This is a genomic window from Fibrobacter sp. (assembly GCA_024399065.1).
In the GTDB taxonomy this organism is placed as follows: Bacteria; Fibrobacterota; Fibrobacteria; order Fibrobacterales; family Fibrobacteraceae; genus Fibrobacter.
This window is the reverse complement of sequence record JAKSIB010000007.1, coordinates 41620-61242: the sequence shown is the minus strand read 5'-3', so window position 1 is coordinate 61242 and position 19623 is coordinate 41620. Positions and strand designations below refer to the sequence as shown.

The 19623-nt window shown below is 48.5% G+C and carries 14 protein-coding genes; 7 read left to right on the top strand and 7 right to left on the bottom strand.

The features are described 5' to 3' along the window. Positions 1-85 precede the first annotated feature (85 nt). Complete coding sequence (locus tag MJZ25_05035; protein MCQ2123533.1) at positions 86-982, bottom strand: site-specific integrase; 897 nt, start codon at positions 980-982, stop codon at positions 86-88. Positions 983-1558: 576 nt separating this feature from the next. Between MJZ25_05035 and MJZ25_05030 the strand changes: the two genes are divergently transcribed. After that, positions 1559-3544, top strand: a complete 1986-nt coding sequence (locus MJZ25_05030; GenBank protein MCQ2123532.1) for a GGDEF and EAL domain-containing protein — start codon at positions 1559-1561, stop codon at positions 3542-3544. 87 nt (positions 3545-3631) lie between these two features. Here MJZ25_05030 and MJZ25_05025 read toward each other — a convergent pair whose 3' ends face one another. Together MJZ25_05025 and greA are read right to left on the bottom strand one after the other, a co-directional pair. Beyond that, positions 3632-4546: a TatD family hydrolase gene (locus tag MJZ25_05025; protein ID MCQ2123531.1), complete on the bottom strand. Its 915-nt coding sequence runs from the start codon at positions 4544-4546 to the stop codon at positions 3632-3634. A 174-nt stretch (positions 4547-4720) separates the two neighbouring features. Then, on the bottom strand, positions 4721-5188 hold the full coding sequence (gene greA / locus MJZ25_05020; protein MCQ2123530.1) for a transcription elongation factor GreA: 468 nt from the start codon (positions 5186-5188) through the stop codon (positions 4721-4723). A 181-nt stretch (positions 5189-5369) separates the two neighbouring features. Between greA and MJZ25_05015 the strand changes: the two genes are divergently transcribed. Beyond that, positions 5370-7142: a DUF1015 family protein gene (locus tag MJZ25_05015; GenBank protein MCQ2123529.1), complete on the top strand. Its 1773-nt coding sequence runs from the start codon at positions 5370-5372 to the stop codon at positions 7140-7142. Positions 7143-7228: 86 nt separating this feature from the next. Here MJZ25_05015 and MJZ25_05010 read toward each other — a convergent pair whose 3' ends face one another. Both MJZ25_05010 and lepA read right to left on the bottom strand, forming a co-directional pair. Further along, entirely contained in the window at positions 7229-8395 is a 1167-nt protein-coding gene (locus MJZ25_05010) for a S26 family signal peptidase (GenBank protein MCQ2123528.1), read from the bottom strand. A gap of 100 nt (positions 8396-8495) precedes the next feature. Further along, complete coding sequence (gene lepA / locus MJZ25_05005) at positions 8496-10319, bottom strand: translation elongation factor 4 (protein ID MCQ2123527.1); 1824 nt, start codon at positions 10317-10319, stop codon at positions 8496-8498. A 155-nt stretch (positions 10320-10474) separates the two neighbouring features. Between lepA and MJZ25_05000 the strand changes: the two genes are divergently transcribed. Next, the gene (locus MJZ25_05000; protein MCQ2123526.1) at positions 10475-11008 is read left to right on the top strand and encodes a peptidylprolyl isomerase; all 534 of its coding nucleotides are present in this window, start codon (positions 10475-10477) and stop codon (positions 11006-11008) included. Positions 11009-11011: 3 nt separating this feature from the next. Next, a complete protein-coding gene (locus MJZ25_04995) occupies positions 11012-12172 on the top strand; it encodes a hypothetical protein (protein ID MCQ2123525.1) in 1161 nt (386 codons plus the stop codon). A gap of 239 nt (positions 12173-12411) precedes the next feature. On the opposite strand, the gene lexA is transcribed toward MJZ25_04995, so the two are convergent. Next, positions 12412-13098, bottom strand: a complete 687-nt coding sequence (gene lexA / locus MJZ25_04990; protein ID MCQ2123524.1) for a transcriptional repressor LexA — start codon at positions 13096-13098, stop codon at positions 12412-12414. A 157-nt stretch (positions 13099-13255) separates the two neighbouring features. Then, positions 13256-14779, bottom strand: a complete 1524-nt coding sequence (locus tag MJZ25_04985) for a leucyl aminopeptidase family protein (protein MCQ2123523.1) — start codon at positions 14777-14779, stop codon at positions 13256-13258. A 145-nt stretch (positions 14780-14924) separates the two neighbouring features. Between MJZ25_04985 and MJZ25_04980 the strand changes: the two genes are divergently transcribed. From MJZ25_04980 to MJZ25_04970, 3 genes are read left to right on the top strand one after another with little or no spacing between them, the layout of a single operon-like run. Then, positions 14925-15899 (top strand): PorT family protein, encoded by a 975-nt coding sequence (locus MJZ25_04980; protein MCQ2123522.1) that lies wholly within the window; start codon positions 14925-14927, stop codon positions 15897-15899. Positions 15900-15905: 6 nt separating this feature from the next. Next, positions 15906-16886 (top strand): calcium/sodium antiporter, encoded by a 981-nt coding sequence (locus tag MJZ25_04975; protein MCQ2123521.1) that lies wholly within the window; start codon positions 15906-15908, stop codon positions 16884-16886. Next, positions 16887-19610: a TIGR02171 family protein gene (locus MJZ25_04970; GenBank protein MCQ2123520.1), complete on the top strand. Its 2724-nt coding sequence runs from the start codon at positions 16887-16889 to the stop codon at positions 19608-19610. It abuts the gene before it with no gap. The last annotated feature ends 13 nt before the right edge of the window (positions 19611-19623 follow it).

Sequence of the window (19623 nt, the reverse complement as noted above, 5' to 3'; positions counted from 1 at the left end):
GCGTTGGTTGCTTCAATAAATCAAAATTTAAATCACGTTCGTTACCCGTGGATCCAGATAATTTCACGCGCCTAAACAACGCTCCTTAAAGTTCAGGAATTGCGTCGACGGCCTTGCGACGCCCCTCATCCAGAACCTTGGCGTAAATCTGTGTGGTGGTGATCTTGGTGTGTCCGAGCAACTTGCTGACCGTAAAAAGGTCAGCCCCGTTACCTAGTGTCAGGGTCGCAAACGTATGCCTGCTGACATGGAAACTGACGTTCTTTTCGATGCCAGCCAGCTTTGCCCATTGCTTGATTTTGGACCCGTACCAGGTTTCACAAGTGGGGAAGTCGTAAAAAACTCGCTCATCTGAAGTCCTTGCGTTCATGAATTGAGCGGCGTTCTTGCTGATGGGTACCTGTACAAGTTGCTTTGTCTTGTGCTGTCTCAGGTAAATGATTCCGTCTTGGATGTCGGACCATTTCAGGCACCTTACGTCGTTCAATCGTAGACCCGTGAAACAGGCGAATAAGAATGGATTTTTCAGTCTGGAGGGGAAGTCGGCTGCGGCCATCTTTCTTAGCTCTTCAATGGTCAAAAAACAGCGCTGTCCGGGCTCCGGCGTCGGGGTGAGCCCAGAAAAGTCTGGTCGTTGCTTGATTATGCCGTCAAGCTGAGCCTTGTGCAGGATAGCTTTGATAATGTTGCAGCGACCGCAGACCGTGTTAGTCTTGTGCCCCTTGTTGAATAGAAATTGAATGAACTCGGCGTACCAAGTCCTGTTGATGTCGACAACGCGGGTGAATTCCTTGAATTCCCTGATGAGTGAAATTAGGCTGGTTCGGCTGTTGACGAACTCGTAATTGTCGTAGCCATCGATGGTCTTCTGGATGTAGTCGATCAGAAGGATGTGGGTGTTCTCAATTTGTTGCTGGATCCCGTTGTCGGCGGCGTCCAAATCGGCAGATTTTTGCCTGGCGACTTCCTCCGCTAGTCGCATTGTGTTTGTATTTTTAGCCTTGTCCGCGGACGTCTTGACTGGTATCAGCCAAAGCCCACTGGCTTCGCGAAAACGCTTGCCATCTACGGTATAGTTGTAGTATAACAATATGTTTCCCGTTGGCATGGGTCTTTTGTACACTGTGACGCGATGGGTTTTTGTGACCTTACTCAATGGCGCTACCTCTTGTGTGACCAAAACGTGTGTGACAATATTGTGACTAAAAATAGATTGTAATTAATCTAACAACATCAAAAGAGAAATAAAAGCCGATAAAAACGCGGTAAAAATTAAACTTTGATGTACGTGTGTTTGTTTAATTACATTGTAGCAGCTAGAGTCCCTCTGGCACTATAAAAAAGCTCCAAGCCATACGGCCTGGGGCTTTTTTTTGTCTAGGGTGTTTTTCCCTGAAAAAGGATCGTGGTCATAATTTCCTTTTTTTTGTGGTTCTTTGTTCCGTTTGTTCGTCGTAAAAGTATGACAATCTACAATTTTTTTTAGGAAATGAAAATTTTTTGTTGCATTAAGTGAGATATATCATATATTATTGATTGGATAGGGATTGGTTTATACATGCGTTTATTTGACGAAAAGAAAATTTTGAGGTTCCTGCTCTTGTTTGCAGGGGTTTTCTTTGCCGCATTCATCCCCGAAATTATCCAGAGTTCCCATAACGTCGCCTTTGTGGTTCCTTATGCCATGGCGGATGTTTTCCTGATTATTGTCGCCATTACATATCGCTTCCCGATTATTGGCAGTCGCCGCAAGATGCGTGACGATGTGGACCTTGTCCCGCCTCCGCCTACCAGCGCCTTGCCGATCCGCGATTTCCAGAAGGACCTGGTGGAAAAGGACGAACTGTTCCAGATGATGGTTGATGTTTCATCCAGCGGTTTCTGGACTTTTGATGTGGCGACAGGAAAGGTGTACTGGTCTCAAAGAGCTGCCAAACTTTTGCTTGCTGATCCCTTGAAGGTGGACGACTCGTTTGATTTCCTGAAGACCCATATTCTTGAAAGTGACTGGCTCCGTTTCAAGGATGCCTTGAATACGTCTCTTGAGAATGGTGAATACTTCTCTGTTCGTGTTTCCTTGTTGCAGAGTGCTTCCGCAAATGAACAGCGCGTTCAGATTACTGGTAACGTCCAGAAGAGTGAAGATGGCCGCCCGGTTCGTATTGTGGGTGCTATCAATGAATGTATCGATCATACGACTTCTGAAAAGCAGAACTTCTATGCTTATAGGGATGCTCTCACGGGTGTGTACAATCGAAAGTTCTTCCTGGAAAAACTGAAGATTGATGTAGATGTTGCCTTGCAGCGCCCGGATTATGTTTTTGCCGTAGCCCTCCTGGATATTGATAGTTTCGGCGCAATCAATACGTCCTACTCCATCAATGTTGGCGACTCCGTGTTGCGTATTGTGGCTGACCGCATTAAGGCCCAGTGCCGTCCTACCGATACCATCGCACGAATCGGACCTGATGTTTTTGCTGTAGTCCTTCACAACCTTCAAAGCAAGGATTCAGACTCTGAAGTCTTGCCGCTGGTCCGCCGCATTCACAATGCGGTCAAGATGCCCGTGCAGATTGAGGGCCGTGATCTTTACATCAGCGTGTCCATGGCTGTGGCCTTGAATCGAGATGTGGACTGCGTTGAAGATGTTATGGCGAACGCTACTGCAAGTCTTCGCGAAATGAAGAAGAGCGTGAACCATGGTGGCATTCAGTTCTTTAGCGGTGGCATCCGTGAAAAGGCCATGAAGCTTTACAAGCTTGAATTTGAAATTCGCCGTGCGATCCAGGCCCAGGAATTTGTGCTGATGTACCAGCCCATTGTCGATATTACCAAGGGCAACCGTATTGCTGGCTTTGAGGCATTGGTCCGTTGGAAACAGTCTGAACAGGGTTATATTTCTCCGGCGGAATTTATTCCTATTGCCGAAGATACTGGCTTGATCATTCCCATGGGTGCACTGATTTTGCGTATGGCCTGCATTCAGGCAAAGCAGTGGGTGGATCTTGGTTTTGAAGATATCCAGGTGGCTGTAAACTTCTCTGCAAAGCAGTTTGCCATGGACAGCATGGTCGACGACATCAAGAAGGTTTTGCTGGAAACAAACCTGAATCCCAGAAATTTGAAACTGGAAATTACGGAATACACTGCTGTGTGCGAAGCTGAAAAGACCATTGAAATCATGAAGGCTTTGTCCAACATGGGTCTCCAGATTTCCATCGATGACTTTGGCACCGGTTATAGTTCCTTGTCTTATCTGAAGCGTTATCCGATTCATACCTTGAAGATGGACAAGTCCTTTGTGGACCACGTGGCTGAGGATGAAGAAGATGCGGCCTTTGCCCGAATGGTGATCGGTATTGCCAAGTCCTTGAATCTGGATTTGATTGCTGAAGGTGTTGAAACCGAAGAGCAGTTGAACTTCCTGAAGGATGAAGGCTGCCGCCTGATTCAGGGATTCTATTTCAGCAAGCCTTTGCCGCCGGAGTTGGCGCTTGGTTACCTGAAGGAGCATTACGCTCCTGCAGAAGTCGCGAAGGTTTAAGATCCATACAAAAGTTTAAAAAGAAAAAGACTCGGTTTTGCCGAGTCTTTTTGAATGTTTAATGGATTTTGGATATTGTCCTTGAGTCTAAATTCCGTAGCAGTTCCGTGTGTTTTCTCGGCACTGCCTATAGAGTTCTTCCACAGGGATGTTCTTGATGTCTGCAAGCATCTGGGCGGTGTAGGGAATGAATCCGGAATGGCATGTCTTTCCGCGGTGGGGGACGGGTGCCATGTAGGGAGAGTCCGTTTCCAGAAGAATCTGGTTGTAGGGAACCAGAGCGGCTGCGTCGCGGACGTTCTGGGCACTCTTGAAGGTGACGATTCCCGTAAAGCCGATGAACACATTGGCGTCTAAGGCCAACAGTTCTTCCACGAATTCGGGAGTGCCCGTAAAGCAATGGACGTGAATGTTTCTGCCGTGGAGCTGAGCATTTCGAAGGATGGCGAGGGCGTCGTCATCTGCTTCTCTCAGGTGGAAGACCAGGGGCTTTCCGGAATCGATTCCGATGCCCAGCTGGTGTTCAAAAAGCTTGCACTGTTCGTGCTTCTTGTCGGCGCCGTAGTGATAGTCCAGGCCGATTTCGCCGCAGGCGACGCACTTTGGGTGCTTCAAAAGTTCTGCAACGCGGTTTTCGTCCTCAGGTGTTGTATCGCTGACATACTCCGGATGAATCCCGAAGGCACCGTATACAAAACTGTACTTCTCGATGAGTTCCACGCCTCGGGTCAAATCCTTCGGATCGCATGCCACGTGGATGAATGCCTCGGGCATACGCACGTTGGGGTCCGGCGCGTCGGACTTGGAACTGCTCCAGCTTTTTTGACTGCTCAAATCCGGGATAGGGAAGGCGGCGCTATTTTGCGCTTCTCCTCGGGCGGCATCCTCCTGTGCGTTGCGGGCGGCATCCGTAGCGGCCTGCAGACGTGCAAAAAGGCTGTCCAGCGACTCGTTGGAGTATTCTTCGTAAGCGTCCAAATGGCAATGGGAATCGATAAACATACAATTCTAATTATGAATTATGATTTATGAATGAGCAACTTCGTTGCTTTGATGGTGCATCTCGGTCATCCCCGCCAAGCGAGGACAAGATAAAAATAAGCGAGCTTATTTTTGCGACGTTCGATTTTTACCTCGTACCTCGAGCCTCTAGGCCGCAGGCCGACCTCGCTGCTTTTAATAATTAATCTCAAGAATCTCGTACGTGATTGTTCCGCGGGGCGCCTGTACCTGCACTTGTTCGCCCTGCTTCTTGCCCATCAAGGCTTCGCCAACGGGGGACTTCATGCTGATCTTGCCTTCCAGTGGGTTGATTTCCTTTTCGCCGACGATGCTGTAGACGCGTTCGCGCTTGGTCTTGATGTCCTTCATCTTGACGGTGGCACCAAACTTGATGGAACCATCTTCCGGGGCGGCATTTTCCACAATTTTTGCTCCGTCCAAAATGCGGTCCAGTTCACGGAGGCGGCGGTCGATTTCGCGAACTCGCATGCGGCCATAGGTGTAGGCGGCATTTTCGCTACGGTCGCCTTCGGCAGCAGCAGCCTGAACCTGGTTGATCATGGCGGGACGCTCCACATACTTGAGCTGTTCCCATTCCGCCTTGAACTTTTCAAAACCTTCTTTCGAAATCAAATGCTTCATAGTTGTAAATGTAGCAAAATGCACGTTTTTGACTATTTATTGAGACAACAAGGGTTAACCCATATACCGAATGTAAAAATTTGCTATCTTTTGCCCCCGTATGAGCGTATTGGATAAATTACCGAGAAGAAAAAAGAAAGAACCAAAGTACAAGCGATTGAGCCGTATTTATTACAATCGCATGTTTCCCAAGAATCAGGACGCCCTTCGTGTAGCGTGGTCTGTTGCCGCAGGCGTGTTCATCGGTATTTGGCCCACCATCGGCGTGGCAATCCTCTTGACTGTGGCCTTCTGCGCCATGTTCAAGCTCCCCAAGGTTCCTGGTGTCGTAGCCTCCTTTGTGGCAAATCCCTTTACCCAGTTCGGTATTTACTATCCCGCGGGCTATTATATCGGCTGCAAGATTATTGACCCGGACAAGATCAATTTTGACTTTTTGTCTGAAATGGAAGGCTTGTCCTTTAAGAACTGCGTTACGGTCATTAAAAATTTGGCACAAAACGCCCCGGACCACTTGATTGCATTCCTTATTGGCATCACAATTGTGGCTGCCATCGGTGGAGTCATCTTTTTTATTCTAGCTTATGTCATTGTAAACCATCGCCGTAAAAAGTGGTTGGCGAAGAAAACAGGATTTATTCACAATCTCATTGCTGAAGACGAAGTTTTAATCAAAGAAGCTCACAAAGGAAAGAAACCTATGATGCACATCTATCCGTTCAAGGCTCTCCGTCCGGTTGATCCCGCTGAAGCCAAGAACATCTCCGCTCTGCCGTACGACGTGATGAACCGCGCTGAAGCCAAGGAAATGGCTCAGGGCCTTCCTCACTCCTACCTCCGTGTTACCCGTTCCGAATTGGAACTGGATGACTCCTTGGACGCATACGATCCTAAGGTTTATGCACATGCCCGTGCAAATCTGGACAAGATGATTGCCGACGGCGTCATTGCCCACGACAAGAAGGATTGCCTTTACATCTACCGTCAGACCATGAACGGTCGTGAACAGTACGGCCTGGTTTGCTGCGTTCCTGCCGAAGACTACTTCAACGGCACCATCAAGAAGCACGAACTGACCCGCGCCGATAAGGAAGAAGACCGTCTGCGCCATGTGCTCGGTACCAACGCCAACACCGGTCCGGTGTTCCTGACCTACCGCGACGAAGGCCAGTTTGAATTGTTGGCTGATGTCATCAAGACCGCTCCGACCTACGACTTCGTTACCGAAGCCGATGGTTTTGGCCACACCGTTTGGGTTATCGAAGACGACGCCAAGATTGCTGCCATCCGTAAGGCTTTCGAAGCTGTTCCTGTTAGCTACATCGCTGATGGCCACCACCGTAGTGCAGCTGGCGCTCGCGCCGCTAGCTACCGTGCCGAAGAAGCCAAGAAGGCTGGCACCTACACTGGTGACGAAGAATTCAACCGTTACCTCGCCATCTTGTTCCCCAGCACTCAGCTGAAGATCTTGGACTACAACCGTGTTCTCAAGACTTTGAACGGCCGTACTCCGGAACAGCTCATGGAAGAAATGGAAAAGGTTTTCGACATTGCTCCTCTCGCAGAAATGCAGAGCCCGGCAAAGCAGAACCAGGTCAACTTCTACATGGGCGGCAAGTGGTATGCTTGCACCTTCAAGGCTGAATATCTGAAGAACCTGGGCCCTGTGGATAGCCTCGATGTGGCTCTCCTCCAGAAGCTCATCCTCAAGCCTCTCTTCGACGTCGAAGACCCGCGTACCTCCAAGAACATCGACTTCGTCGGTGGTATCCGTGGTCTTGGCGAACTGGTCAAGCGCGTGGATAGCGGTGAATGCGCATGCGCATTTGCAATGTACCCGACCACTCTCGATCAGCTCATGAACATCGCCGACGCTGGCGAAATCATGCCGCCGAAGAGCACCTGGTTCGAACCGAAGCTCCGTGACGGTCTCCTGGTTCACACCCTGGACTAATTCGGATAAACGAAAATGAAAATGGCCTGCTCATTGAGCAGGTCATTTTTTTTATAAAATGTTTTTCGATTTATTGAAATCAAAGATTAGTTCTTAGGCTTCTTGTTTGATTTCTTTTGCATTTGCTTGTAGCTTTTTTCGATGGCGTCGATATTTGCTTCTGGTGCAGATTCGTTTGGTTCTTCTTTTTTCTGGAACCATTCCTTGACCTGGTCGATTTTATCGCCTGCCCATTTTGTTGCGTGAGTCCATGTGTCGGAAACCAATGTCGTTACGATTCGAACTCGTTTCATCACCGGCTCGATGAAGTTTTCCTTGATTTTGTCGGGCCATGCCACATGGGTTCCGATGAGCTGGTCCTTTCTGAAGTAGCCGAGTTCTCTGGAGTCCGGGCAGTTGGAACCCTTTTTGCAGATAAGGTAATAGCAGTCGTCTTCGATTACGATTTCGTTGATTTGTGCTCCGTAGACTTTAACACTCTGGCTATTGTGTGCCTGGGATATTTGTGCCGTGTCTACGCTGACTGAATCCTGTTTTATCGCAACTGCACCGGAGTCTTTTACGACAGAGGAATCCTGTGTTGCTGTGGAATCCTGTGAAGTTGTAGAATCCTTTTTATCGGTAGCGGCAACCTTCTTGATTTCGCCATAGAATAGCTGACGTTTCAATTTAATAGGGGCGTTGCCAGGTTCGCTTTGGCGGATCTGTTCTTCGATAAGGTAGCGGTCCTGCCAAGGTAAGAAGTCGATTTCGTTTAGGCTGACTTGGCGATTGGCAATCTTGGTGGATCCCACTCGATCAAGACTGATTTCTCTGCCGCCTTGCCACAAGGTTGTTTTTACAAGGACGTTCTCGCCTTTGTCGCGAAGGTAGGCTATGACGTAATCCTGTTCCACGTCGTTCAATTCGCTAAAGACCAATGTGTCGCCCGTTTTGGGAACGTACATGGCTCTGCTCTGGATAAATGCGTCTTCGTTTTTCCACTTGAAATTTCTGTGGGCGGAAACGACTCTTCCTTTGTCCGAAATTTCAATGGTGTCTCCCGGCATGGCGAGAATGCTGCGCACTTGTGTCTCGTCGGACTTGAGCTTTGCCCAAACGATGTCCTGGTCCGTCAAACCAGAAAAACAATAGGGTAGTTTGCACATCCATACGATGGACTGTTCCTTGAACTTTGGGGCCATGGATGCATCCATGATTTTTACCGGTTCAAAGACGTAGAGACGAATAACCGTTGCACCGCCGAGGAACATCAGCAGCACTATAAACAAAAAGAAGGCGTGGCTTTGGCTGTTACGCCTCTGCAAACGCCTAACTTTTCTGTCCAGTCTAGACAAGCTAACCCCGTGCGAATTAGTCTTCGCCACCACCAGTGGAATTGTCGGAAAGGGAGAGCACAGCGAGGAATGCCTTCTGGGGCACTTCCACGGAGCCGATGCTCTTCATGCGTTTCTTACCTTCCTTCTGCTTTTCAAGGAGCTTACGCTTACGGGTAATGTCACCGCCATAGCACTTGGCGAGCACATCCTTACGGACAGCCTTCACGGTGCTGCGGCTGATGATCTTGCCGCCGATAGCGCCCTGGATGGCAACGTCGAACTGCTGGCGAGGAATGAGATCCTTCAGCTTGACGCAGATGGCGTTGGCGTAGGTGTGGGCCTTGTCGCGGTGGATAATCACAGAGAATGCATCCACCGGATCGCCGTTCAGCAAGATGTCCAACTTAACCAAGTTGTTCTGACGGTACCCGCAGGGAGCGTAGTCAAGACCAGCATAACCGCGGCTCACGGACTTCAGACGATCGTAGAAGTCGAACATGATTTCTGCCAGGGGGAGGTTGTACTTCAAGATGCACTTGGTCTCATCCAGGTATTCCATGGTCTCGAACTCGCCGCGCTTTTCGTCGCAGAGGGTCATGAGTGCGCCCACGAATTCCTTGGGGGTAAAGATCTGTGCCTTGACGTAAGGTTCCTCGATGTGGTCGTAACGGCTGGCGTCGGGGAGCTTGGACGGGCTTTCGATCTTCACCATGGTACCGTCGCTCATGTATACGTGGTATTCCACGTTGGGAACGGTGGTGATGATGTCCACGTTGAATTCGCGGTCCAAGCGTTCCTGCACGATTTCCATGTGCAGAAGTCCCAAGAAGCCTGTACGGAAACCAAAGCCGAGAGCTTCGGAAGTTTCCGGTTCCCAGGTGAGGGCGGAATCGTTCAAACGCAACTTTTCAAGAGCTTCGCGGAGGTCCTTGTAATCTTCCGGATTGATGGGGTAGATACCGGAATAGATCATGGGGAGGATATCCTTGTAACCCGGCAGAGGTTCCGTTGCAGGATTTGCCGCATCGGTAAGGGTATCGCCGATCTTCACGTCGCTAATGGTCTTCACATTGGCGAGAACGTAGCCTACCATGCCAGCAGTCAGTTCCGGCTTCGGGTCGCGGCGCATGCTGAAGGTTCCCACTTCGGTGACCATGTATTCACCGCCGGTCTTCATCATGCGAATCTTCATGCCGGGCTTCAGGGTGCCTTCCACAATACGGATGTAGTTGATCACGCCACGGTAGGAATCGTAGACGGAGTCGAAAATCAGAGCCTTCAGGGGCTTGTCGCTTTCGCCCTCGGGCGCGGGAATTTCATCCACAATCTTGTCCAGAACCTGTTCCACGTTCAGACCAGTCTTTGCGGAAATGCGAGGAATCTTATCCGGGTCATAACCCAGCAGGTCGCCAATCATCTGTGCGAAATGGTCGGGCTGTGCGCCCGGTAGGTCCACCTTGTTCAAGACGGGAATGACTTCCAGGTTATTTTCGATAGCCAGATACAAGTTGGACAAAGTCTGTGCTTCGATACCCTGGCTTGCGTCCACCACGAGAATGGCGCCTTCGCATGCTGCGAGGGATCGGCTCACTTCATAAGTAAAGTCCACGTGCCCCGGGGTATCGATCATGTTCAGGATGTATTCCTTGCCGTCACGTTCGTATACCATGCGGATGGCGTGGGCCTTGATGGTGATGCCGCGTTCGCGTTCCAGGTCCATGTCGTCCAGGAGCTGGTTCATCATTTCGTTCTTGGAAACGGTCTTTGTCAGTTCGATCATACGGTCGGCCAAAGTGGATTTACCATGGTCGATGTGGGCGATGATACTGAAATTTCTGATATTGTCGTTATGAGCCATAAGGTTCCGTATTTAATTTTATGTCAAATATAGAAAATGATAAGGATTTATAGGCTAAAACGCTTATGTTTTGGGGATGTGCAGCGTATGGTGTCTGCAAAAAATCTATATTGTTGACAAATCGGTAATCTTAGTCGATTTATACAATGGAATTTATGAAAATCTTTAAGAAGTTTTTTGTTGCGACTTTGTTGAGTGGACTTGTTGCCCTTGGCTGTGCCGAAGGAAAGGTCTTTAACAAGGATTATTCTGGTATCAAGGCTATCGAGGCGACCATCACTACTCATGAAGGCGTGATCGTTATTGATTTGGATTTCAAGTCTGCTCCGAATACTGTTGCAAATTTTGTTGACTTGGCCAATAGCGGCTTTTATAACGGACTTACGTTCCATCGTGTCATTCCTGGATTTATGATCCAGGGCGGCGACCCCCAGGGCAATGGCCAGGGCGGTCCGGGTTACACGATCGATGATGAAATTAGCAAGTTGAAGCATGAAGCAGGTGTCATTTCCATGGCAAACCGCGGACCCAATACCAATGGATCCCAGTTCTTCATCACTCATACTGCTCAACCTCATCTGGACGGCAAGCACACTGTTTTCGGTAAGGTGCTTTCCGGCCATGACGTTGTCTGCCGCATTGAACAGAACGATCCCATTATTAACATCAAAATTGTGGAAAAGAAGTAACCTATGAGTTCTAAGAAAGTATCGTCCAAGGAAAAGCCGGTAGCCAAGAAGGCTCCTGCTAAGAAGCCCGCTGAAAAGGCTCCTGCCAAGAAGGCTGCAGCTCCTGCAAAGAAGACTGCCCCTGCCAGTGCAGCCAAGAAGCCTGCTAAGGACGTTAAGGCTGCAAAGCCTGCGGCTAAGCCCGCAGCAAAGCCTGCCAAGGTAGAAAAGAAGGCTGCCGCAAAGCCGGTCAAGGCTGCTGCAAAGCCCGCACCGAAGGCTGCCGCAAAGCCTGCCAAGGCTGAACCGAAGAAGGCCGCCGCAAAGCCGGCTGCAAAGGTTGCTGCTAAGCCTGCACCGAAGGCTGCCGCAAAGCCCGCCAAGGCTGCTAAGGAAGAACCGAAGAAGGTTGAAAAGAAGGCTCCCGCAAAGGCTGTAAAGGCAGAACCGAAGAAAGTTGCAAAGGCTCCTGCCAAGGTTGCTAAGCCTGTAAAGGAAGAACCGAAGAAGGTTGAAAAGGCTGTAAAGGCTGATAAGAAGGCTTCCGCCAAGGTTGAACCGAAGGTAGAAGAAGTCAAGGAACCTGTTGCTGAAAAGAAGGGCAAGAAGGCTAAGGACGAAACCAAGCCGGTTGAAGTTGTCGAAGTTCCTGAAGTAAAGGAAGACGCCAAGCCGAAGAAGGGCCTTGATGCTGACTATGCAGTTCTTCTCGAAGGCGTCAAGAAGCTTTCCAAGACTGTGATGTTCGTTGAAATCGACGAACAGGAAGATCGCTCCAACAAGAAGAAGATGTCTTCTGAAATGAAGAATCTTGAAATGAAGCCCACTTCCGCAATCCGTCACAAGATTTCCCTTGCAGAAGAAACCCAGGAAGAACTTACCGAACGTATCCTCAAGGAACTTGAAGAACAGAACCTCGCATTCGAACGCGAAGCTGCATCTCAGATGTGTACTCGTTGCAACCGCAACCTGGTATCCCCGGAATTCTGGGTCGACAAGCATCTCGGCTACTGCGAAGAATGTGCAATGATTCTTAAGCTCGGTCAGTCCAAGGAAGCCCGTAAGGTTGAATACCAGCTGGGCGGCATGGGTGACTCCCTTGATGAAGAAGATGATGAAATCATGGGCCCGGATGCAGACGATCTGAAGGAAGCTGAAGAAGATCTCGCCGATATGGGTGAATAGTCTTAGGCCGAAAGGCTTGCTATTCAAGACAAGTTAAGAAGACGCTGACTTTCGGGTCGGCGCCTTTTTTTTGCATGAAGAATAATTTCGAGAAGTAATGTCCGCTGGTAAATTTTAGAAATAAGCTGCCGGAAAATTTGTATGAAAAAAGGCCGCCGGAAAAACCGACGACCTGTGTGTGTGAAAATTTTATCCGCTATATCGCGCGCTGTACTGGTGCGCTCGATTAGTTCGTTTGCTTAGTTCACCTTGCGCATCACGCCGATAACGCGACCAGCGATGGAGAAGTCCTTGTCCTTCTTCACTACGATGGGGCGGTAGTTGGGGTTTGCGGGGCGCAGTTCCACATGGTCTGCTGCCGGATGGTAATACTTGACGGTAGCTTCGTTGTCCACCTGGGCCACGATGATTTCGCCGCGGTCTGCAGTCTTCTGCTGGCGAGCAAAAATCAGGTCGCCATCGAAGATGCCTGCGTTGATCATGGAGTCGCCCTTGACGCGAAGTGCAAATACGTCGGAACGGCAAGCCAGGAAGTCGCGGTCGATGGTGACGGTGCCTTCGAGGTTCTGGACGGCGAGAATCGGGGTACCTGCGGCGACGCGGCCTACGATAGGAATTTCAATGGTATTGCTTACGGTTTCAGTCTGTTCTGCTTCGTCGCCGGTGTTCAGAATTTCGATACCGCGGCTAAGGCGGGGAGAACGATTGATGTAACCCTTCTTGATGAGGGCTGCGAGAATGGAACGGACTCCGTTTGTAGAGGAGATTTCGAAGCGGTTGCCGATTTCACGAACGGTAGGCGGCATACGGTTTTCCTTGGAGTACTTCTTGATGTATTCCAGGATTTCTTCCTGACGGGGAGTCAGGCCCTTGCGCTTGCTTTCGCCGGCTTCAACTTCGGCATTTTCGTTATTGAACTTGTCCATTTTGCACCTCATATAAAGGTTTTGAATTTAACCTTTTTAAATATAGTGCATTATTGAGCACTTGTCAATACTTTCACTGCACAAAAAGTAACTTTTTTTTCCTAGAGCAAAAAATCCTCGCATTTTACTGCGAGGATTAAAACGAATGATTGTGAATTTACACCGTTTCGTAGGAGCCTTCGCAATTGCTGAGGCTGCCCTGGGACATGCGGCGTGCAAGTTCGATCAAGGTCTGTACGCCAAAGCCGGTGGCACCGTATTCCGTGTACTTCCACTTCTTGGAAACGAAGGCGGTGCCTGCGATATCCCAGTGGGACCATGCGGTATTTGCCGGGAGGAATTCCTGGAGGAACAATGCTGCAGAAATTGCGCCAGCGTCGCTTCCGGTATTCTTCAGGTCGGCAAACTTGTCCTTGAGGGCGTCAGCATATTCTTCTTCCAGAGGCATGCTCCAGAACTTTTCGCAGCATTCTTCACCGCAGTTGATCACGGCGCGGGCCAGGTCGTCGTCGTTGCTGAAGAAACCTGTTACAGCGTAACCCAGGGCGCGGACCATGGCTCCTGTAAGGGTGGCAAGGTCGATGATGTGGGTTGCTCCGATGAGACCTGCTTCGGCGAGGCCGTCGCTCAGAACCAAACGGCCTTCAGCGTCGGTGTTGTCCACCATGACGGTCTTGCCGTTCTTAGCGGTAAAGATATCGCCGGGAAGAACAGACATGTTGCCGATGGCATTTTCTGCAAGGCAAAGCACTGCGCTTACGCGGAGGGGGAGTTTTAATGTGGCGATGGCCTGGATGGCTGCCAAGGTGGTGGCTGCACCAGACATGTCGCTAATCATTTCCGGCATGGATTTAGGCGGTTTCAGGCAGAGTCCGCCAGTATCAAAGCAGAGACCCTTACCGACGATAACCAGATGGTCTGCGGAAGTTCTTTCCTGCTTGGATCCGCGCGGGCTCTTGGAACCCTTGGTGCCGTCGTAGCTGAGGGTTACCATGAAGGGCGGACGAGAGCTGCCCTTGCCAACGGTAACGTGGCCCATGAAGCCCTCCTTTTCAAGCTGCTTCATATCGCGAACCTTGATGGAGAGACCGTCGGTATATTTTGCTACAGTCTTTGCCCGTTCCACAAAGTCTGCAGGCGTCAAATCAGCTGCAGGAGTGTTGATCAAGTTCTTGGCGAGAACGATGGCCTTCTGTTCTACAGCGACATCTTCTGCAATCTTCTTGAATTCAGAAACGTGTTCGCCGGCGATGATTTCGAAGGTCACTTGGAAAGATTCTTTCTTGTGGCTCTTGTAGGCATCGAACTTGTAGTCTGCGTAGGCGAGGCCATGTGCAATGGATTTGAACTGTTCGTTGGCTGCGTCGGCGAGCATAATGCTTACCATGGGAATCTGCTTCTTGGCGGCGCGCTGTGCCAAACGGTATGCGGCCATGCGAAGGTGGTCCAGGCTGGAAATTCCGCGTTCCTTCGCTGCATCCACGAAAATAGTGGGTTTGCCTTCGATTTCTAGAAATTCCAGATCTTCAAAGACTCCGTCCTTGATTCCGTTCAATACGGATTCAGCCTGCATTTCTCCTTCTTCAGAAAGGACTGCGGAAAATTGGACGGATTGCTTTACAAAAAAGAGGGCGGAGGCGTTTGCCTTGCCAGATTCCTTAGCGACGATATTCAGTTTCATATCTGATAATGTAGAAAAAAACGTTTTTTTTGCACCTTAAAAAGCCGTTTTGGAAAAAAATTATGATTTTATGCAACTTTGGCTCGTTTTTGATAATCAAAACATTGTATATTTTTCGTAAACTTTGAAAAAGGAGGACAATTATATGAATATCCGATTTACTAGTATCATGGCTGTGCTCGCTACTGCTGCTTCCGTTTTTGCTGCAGAACCCGAAGCTCCTGCCGCAGAATCCGCTGCCCCCGCTGCTGTAGAAGCTGAAGCTCCTGCCGCAGAATCCGTTGCCCCCGCTGCTGTAGAAGCTGAAGCTCCTGCCGCAGAATCTGCTCCCGTTGTTGAAGCACCCGCTGATGAAGCTTCCGTCATGGAAGCCGCTCCTGCAGAAAATGCTGCCCCCGCACCTGTTGCCGTTCGTGGTGGCAGTTCCTACAAGACTTACAATGTTGAATCCCGCCCGGCAACTGCTGCTCCGGCAAAGGCCTCTTATGTACAGCCTGCTGCTACCGATCGTGGTTACGAACCTCAGAAACTCGCTTTTGGTGTCCAGGCTTTCGTTGGTTCCTTCTTCTTTATGGAAGATGTCTTTGACTACGATATGTCCGGTATGACATGGCGCGTCGGTCTTCACACTTCCATTCCGCTGAACACCTATACTTCTGCTTTGAAGGTCGGTTTGCTCTTCGAACATAGCGAAGCTTCCACCAGCGATGATAACTGGTACAGCACTTCCAGCAAGATCAGTCAGTACAAGTTGAACATTCCTGTACTCTTTGACTTCAAGGGACCCCGTTCCATTGTTTCCTTCGGTATTGGTACTAGCGTCGGCATTCCGCTGAGCGATACCTTCTCCTACATGTGCGCAGGTAAAGACACTGGTGCAAATGCAAAGCACACCACTGGCGTTCCCGGCAAGCATAAGTTTGACATGATTGAAGACGACCAGCGTGTTTCTGTTGACTGGAACCTCCTCCTCGGCCTCTCCATTCGTCCGAACAACTTGATCAGCTTCGATATCCGTTACGAACTCGGTATGAACAAGCTCTATGAAGATGAATACGACCTCAACATCGATAACAGCTCTAGTGCATTCACCATGGGTCTTTCCTTCTACATCCTCTAATAACAGATGTTAATTCCTGCAATTGCTGTTATCATTGGCTTAATAGTTCTTGTCTGGAGTGCAGACAAATTTGTGGACGGCGCCGTTGGCGTCGCCCGCTTTTGTGGTATGAGTACCTTACTTATAGGTATGGTAATCGTTGGCTTCGGCACAAGCGCTCCTGAAATGGTTGTTTCTGCAATCTCTGCTGTGCAGGGCAATCCGGAATTGGCCCTAGGTAATGCCTATGGTAGCAACATTGCGAATATCGCCTTGATTCTTGGCGTGACGGCCTTGATTTCTCCGATCCTCGTTCAGAGATCTGTTCTCAAGAAAGACTTGCCGTTGCTTATCGGGGTGACTATCCTTTCTATTGTTCTGCTTGTAGATGGCTCTGTATCCCGTATAGACGGTATTGTTTTCCTGTGCGTTTTCTTTGGCGTTATGGGATTCAATATCTGGCGGGAAAAGAAAAACGCTGCTGTCGCAGAAATGACTGATCAGAATGACGAGGCTGCTGCTCCCATGAGCTTGGGTAAGTCTATCGGACTCCTGGTTCTTGGTATGGCTCTTCTGGTGGCAAGTTCTCGCGCCCTTGTCTGGGGTGCCGTCGAAATTGCGCGAAGCCTTGGCGTTAGTGACTTGCTTATCGGCCTTACCATTGTGGCTATCGGAACGTCCCTCCCGGAATTGGCTAGCTCTATCGCTGCCGCCCGTAAAGGCGAAGATGATTTGGCTGTAGGCAACATTATCGGTTCCAATCTTTTCAACACCTTGATGGTGGTTGGCATTGCCGCAACAATTGCACCTATGGGTAATATTGAACAAGATGTTCTCTACAGGGATATGCCGTTGATGGCTATGCTGACCTTGTCTCTGTTGGTGCTTGGCTTCCGTCGTAAGGGCGATGGCCGCATTAACCGAATCGCTGGCGTCATCTTGTTGCTGGTCTATGTCTTGTACCTTCTGAACCTGATTTTAAAGGCCACAGGTAACTGGCCGTTCTAAGTGAAATTTTTATTCTTTTCATTGCTGTCATTCTTGTTGTTTGCGTGTTCTTCGGACCCGCAGTCATGTAAGGATTGCAATGATGAAATTCAATTTTCCGTAGATACTCTTCATACGGGAATGATTCGTATTGATGCGAAAGGGAAAAATGCTTTTCTCGGTACGGATGATGAATCGGCTCCCGCAAAGGAACGCCCTCGAATGAGGGTTGATTTTTCCTATGCCTATTCCATATCTGAACATGAAGTGACTTGCGGTGAATATTCATCGCTGATGAAGACAGCTGGAGTCTGCGACGATGAAATGTTGCCGCAGACTTCTATTTCTTACTATGATGCTGTACTTTATGCAAATGCTCGCAGTAAGTCTGAAAATTTGGATACAGCATACCAGTATTCCAAGGCTGTATTTGATTCTGCAGGTAATTGTATCCTGTTGGAAAATCTGATTTTTAATGCAGATAAGGAAAGCTACCGTTTGCCGACAGAGGCTGAGTGGATTTATGCGGCAAGCGCCGGCTGGAATGCCGAAAACAGTTGGAATGCTTCCAATTCCGATTTTAAAACACACAAGGTTTGTTCTAAGCCGAAAAACCGCTTTGAACTTTGCGATATGGCGGGTAATGCCATGGAATTTGTGAACGATTGGCTTGGCTACTTTAAAGATACGACGGTTACAAATTATGCAGGTGCAGTGGATGGTGCTTGGGGTGAGCGAATTGTGAAGGGGGGTGGTTATCTCAGCGAACTTCCCAATATTAATTTGTTTTCCCGCGGGTATGTGTATACCGTTTCTTCCTCGAAGAAATCTGATTATGTAGGCTTTAGACTTGCCTTTGGCTCAATTCCTAATGCCGTGTGGCTGGATTTTAATGGAACCGCACAAACATCTCGAATGCAGGTTGTGTTTTCCACTTCGCAAATGAAAAGCCTGATGCGCACCTATAGGGCTAAACTTGCTTTCAGAAATGATGTCTCGGGAAATCTAGCTTTTGTGGATTATGCCAATTGGGGTGGATCGGTATTTGAAATTCAGGATACCATGAATGTTTTCCATCCTGAAATTTCTCCTGATGGCAGATGGGTTGCATTTTGTACTAAGAGCGAAGGGGTGAAGGGAACTTCAAGTTTGTATGTGCGTAGGTTGAATATTGGTAGCACCGCTATTAAGCTTGATGTGGAATCCGCTGCAATTCCTAGATGGATTGTGCAGGATGGCGATACCTTGATTACCTTTGTTGACGATACCGATCTCAATAACGATTTATCTTCTTGGAAAAAACATGGTACGTGGGTTGTTTCTTTCCAAGGTGAAAAATTTGGAAAGCCAAGACAGCTTTTTGAAGGATCCTTTAATGGTGGCGTTGCTTCGGATTATTCAATGGCTGTCTCCGGTGCTGGGATATTGCGTGTTTATAAGGATGATGATTCCTATTCAGAATGGTATAACGGAAACCAGGCTTGCAATGTTTCTTTGAACAAAGATGGTTCTAAACGTGTTTTGTTCCTTGACTTTTCAGGAAAGACTGGGAATGCTTTTGTGGGTGAAAAATATAGGACTCATGAAAGAATTTTCTTTGCCGATAGTACTGGTAAGTTGATTAAGTCGATTAAGGCTCCGAAGGGTAGAACCTTTGACCATACAGAATGGGTTAATTCTGATTTTGCTATTGCTTCTTTGACGAATGTTAATGGAGCTCATGGTGAAATAGCTCTTGTTAACTTGGTTGATTCAAGTACCACGACTTTGATTCAAGGCGATGAACTTTGGCATCCGTCAATGTGGGTCGATAAAGTTTTCTTGCTGGATTCTACGGTGTCAAAGCTGGATCCTGATAGTGCTGGTGCTTACTATCAGGAAGGCTTTAGCATGGAAGCTTCGATGATTCGTCAGAAACTTGAACTTTTTTGGACGAATAAGGATTCTATCAATACCGTGATTCTTGGCAGTTCTCGTCCTTCGGCTGCGGCTGATCCTTACGCGTTTAGCAAGGATATTTATGCGGTAAATATGTCGATAATTCCGAATATCTTGTATGAATCAAGATATGAATTTGAGAATTACGTTTTCCCTCATGCAAAGAATTTGAAGTATGTGGTTGTTTCTCTAGATATTGATTTATGGTATTTGTCCGAGCGAGAAGAGCTCAACAATTTCTTTGCTATGGAAGCCCCTTACCTGCCTGGCTATGTATATGATGCCAATCATGATTTTTGGAAGGATGGATATCCCGAAGGCCTGACAGAATACACTCTGAATAGTTACAATGATGAAAGTGATCATAAGGAATATACGCGCCATCGAGGAATGCATAATGTTCCTTTTTATATTGGTTGGGAAGAAGATCCTGTTGTTGACTTCGACAGTACGTGGCTTGATTATCGCGCGGAAGATTGCAACAATAACCTTGAAAATTTAAAAGCCATTGTTAAGCTTGCTGCAGAAAAAAATGTGAGGGTTCTTGGCGTCATTTTTCCGCAGAGTCCAGCTTTCAAGAAGACGGGATCCTTTGGTCGTTACGGAATCCGTCGCAGTCAGGCTGATAGCTTGATTCAGGAAATTGCGGATATTTCCAAGACGTACAAGAATTTCAAGATACTTGATGAAAATAAGATGGGTAATCACGATTATCCTGACTCACTGGCGTATAATCGAGACCACTTGACGAATGAGGCTGGACCGATGATTACTGCCCGCATTGATTCTGCGTTACATAGCTTTTAAAAAAGAAAACACC

Bases quoted from the DNA above. Each gene is read 5' to 3' on its own strand.
- MJZ25_05035 (MCQ2123533.1), bottom strand. From the start codon at position 982: ATGCGACTAGCGGAGGAAGTCGCCAGGCAAAAATCTGCCGATTTGGAC.
- MJZ25_05030 (MCQ2123532.1), top strand. From the start codon at position 1,559: ATGCGTTTATTTGACGAAAAGAAAATTTTGAGGTTCCTGCTCTTGTTT.
- MJZ25_05025 (MCQ2123531.1), bottom strand. From the start codon at position 4,546: ATGTTTATCGATTCCCATTGCCATTTGGACGCTTACGAAGAATACTCC.
- greA (MCQ2123530.1), bottom strand. From the start codon at position 5,188: ATGAAGCATTTGATTTCGAAAGAAGGTTTTGAAAAGTTCAAGGCGGAA.
- MJZ25_05015 (MCQ2123529.1), top strand. From the start codon at position 5,370: ATGTTTCCCAAGAATCAGGACGCCCTTCGTGTAGCGTGGTCTGTTGCC.
- MJZ25_05010 (MCQ2123528.1), bottom strand. From the start codon at position 8,395: ATGTTCCTCGGCGGTGCAACGGTTATTCGTCTCTACGTCTTTGAACCG.
- lepA (MCQ2123527.1), bottom strand. From the start codon at position 10,319: ATGGCTCATAACGACAATATCAGAAATTTCAGTATCATCGCCCACATC.
- MJZ25_05000 (MCQ2123526.1), top strand. From the start codon at position 10,475: ATGAAAATCTTTAAGAAGTTTTTTGTTGCGACTTTGTTGAGTGGACTT.
- MJZ25_04995 (MCQ2123525.1), top strand. From the start codon at position 11,012: ATGAGTTCTAAGAAAGTATCGTCCAAGGAAAAGCCGGTAGCCAAGAAG.
- lexA (MCQ2123524.1), bottom strand. From the start codon at position 13,098: ATGGACAAGTTCAATAACGAAAATGCCGAAGTTGAAGCCGGCGAAAGC.
- MJZ25_04985 (MCQ2123523.1), bottom strand. From the start codon at position 14,779: ATGAAACTGAATATCGTCGCTAAGGAATCTGGCAAGGCAAACGCCTCC.
- MJZ25_04980 (MCQ2123522.1), top strand. From the start codon at position 14,925: ATGAATATCCGATTTACTAGTATCATGGCTGTGCTCGCTACTGCTGCT.
- MJZ25_04975 (MCQ2123521.1), top strand. From the start codon at position 15,906: ATGTTAATTCCTGCAATTGCTGTTATCATTGGCTTAATAGTTCTTGTC.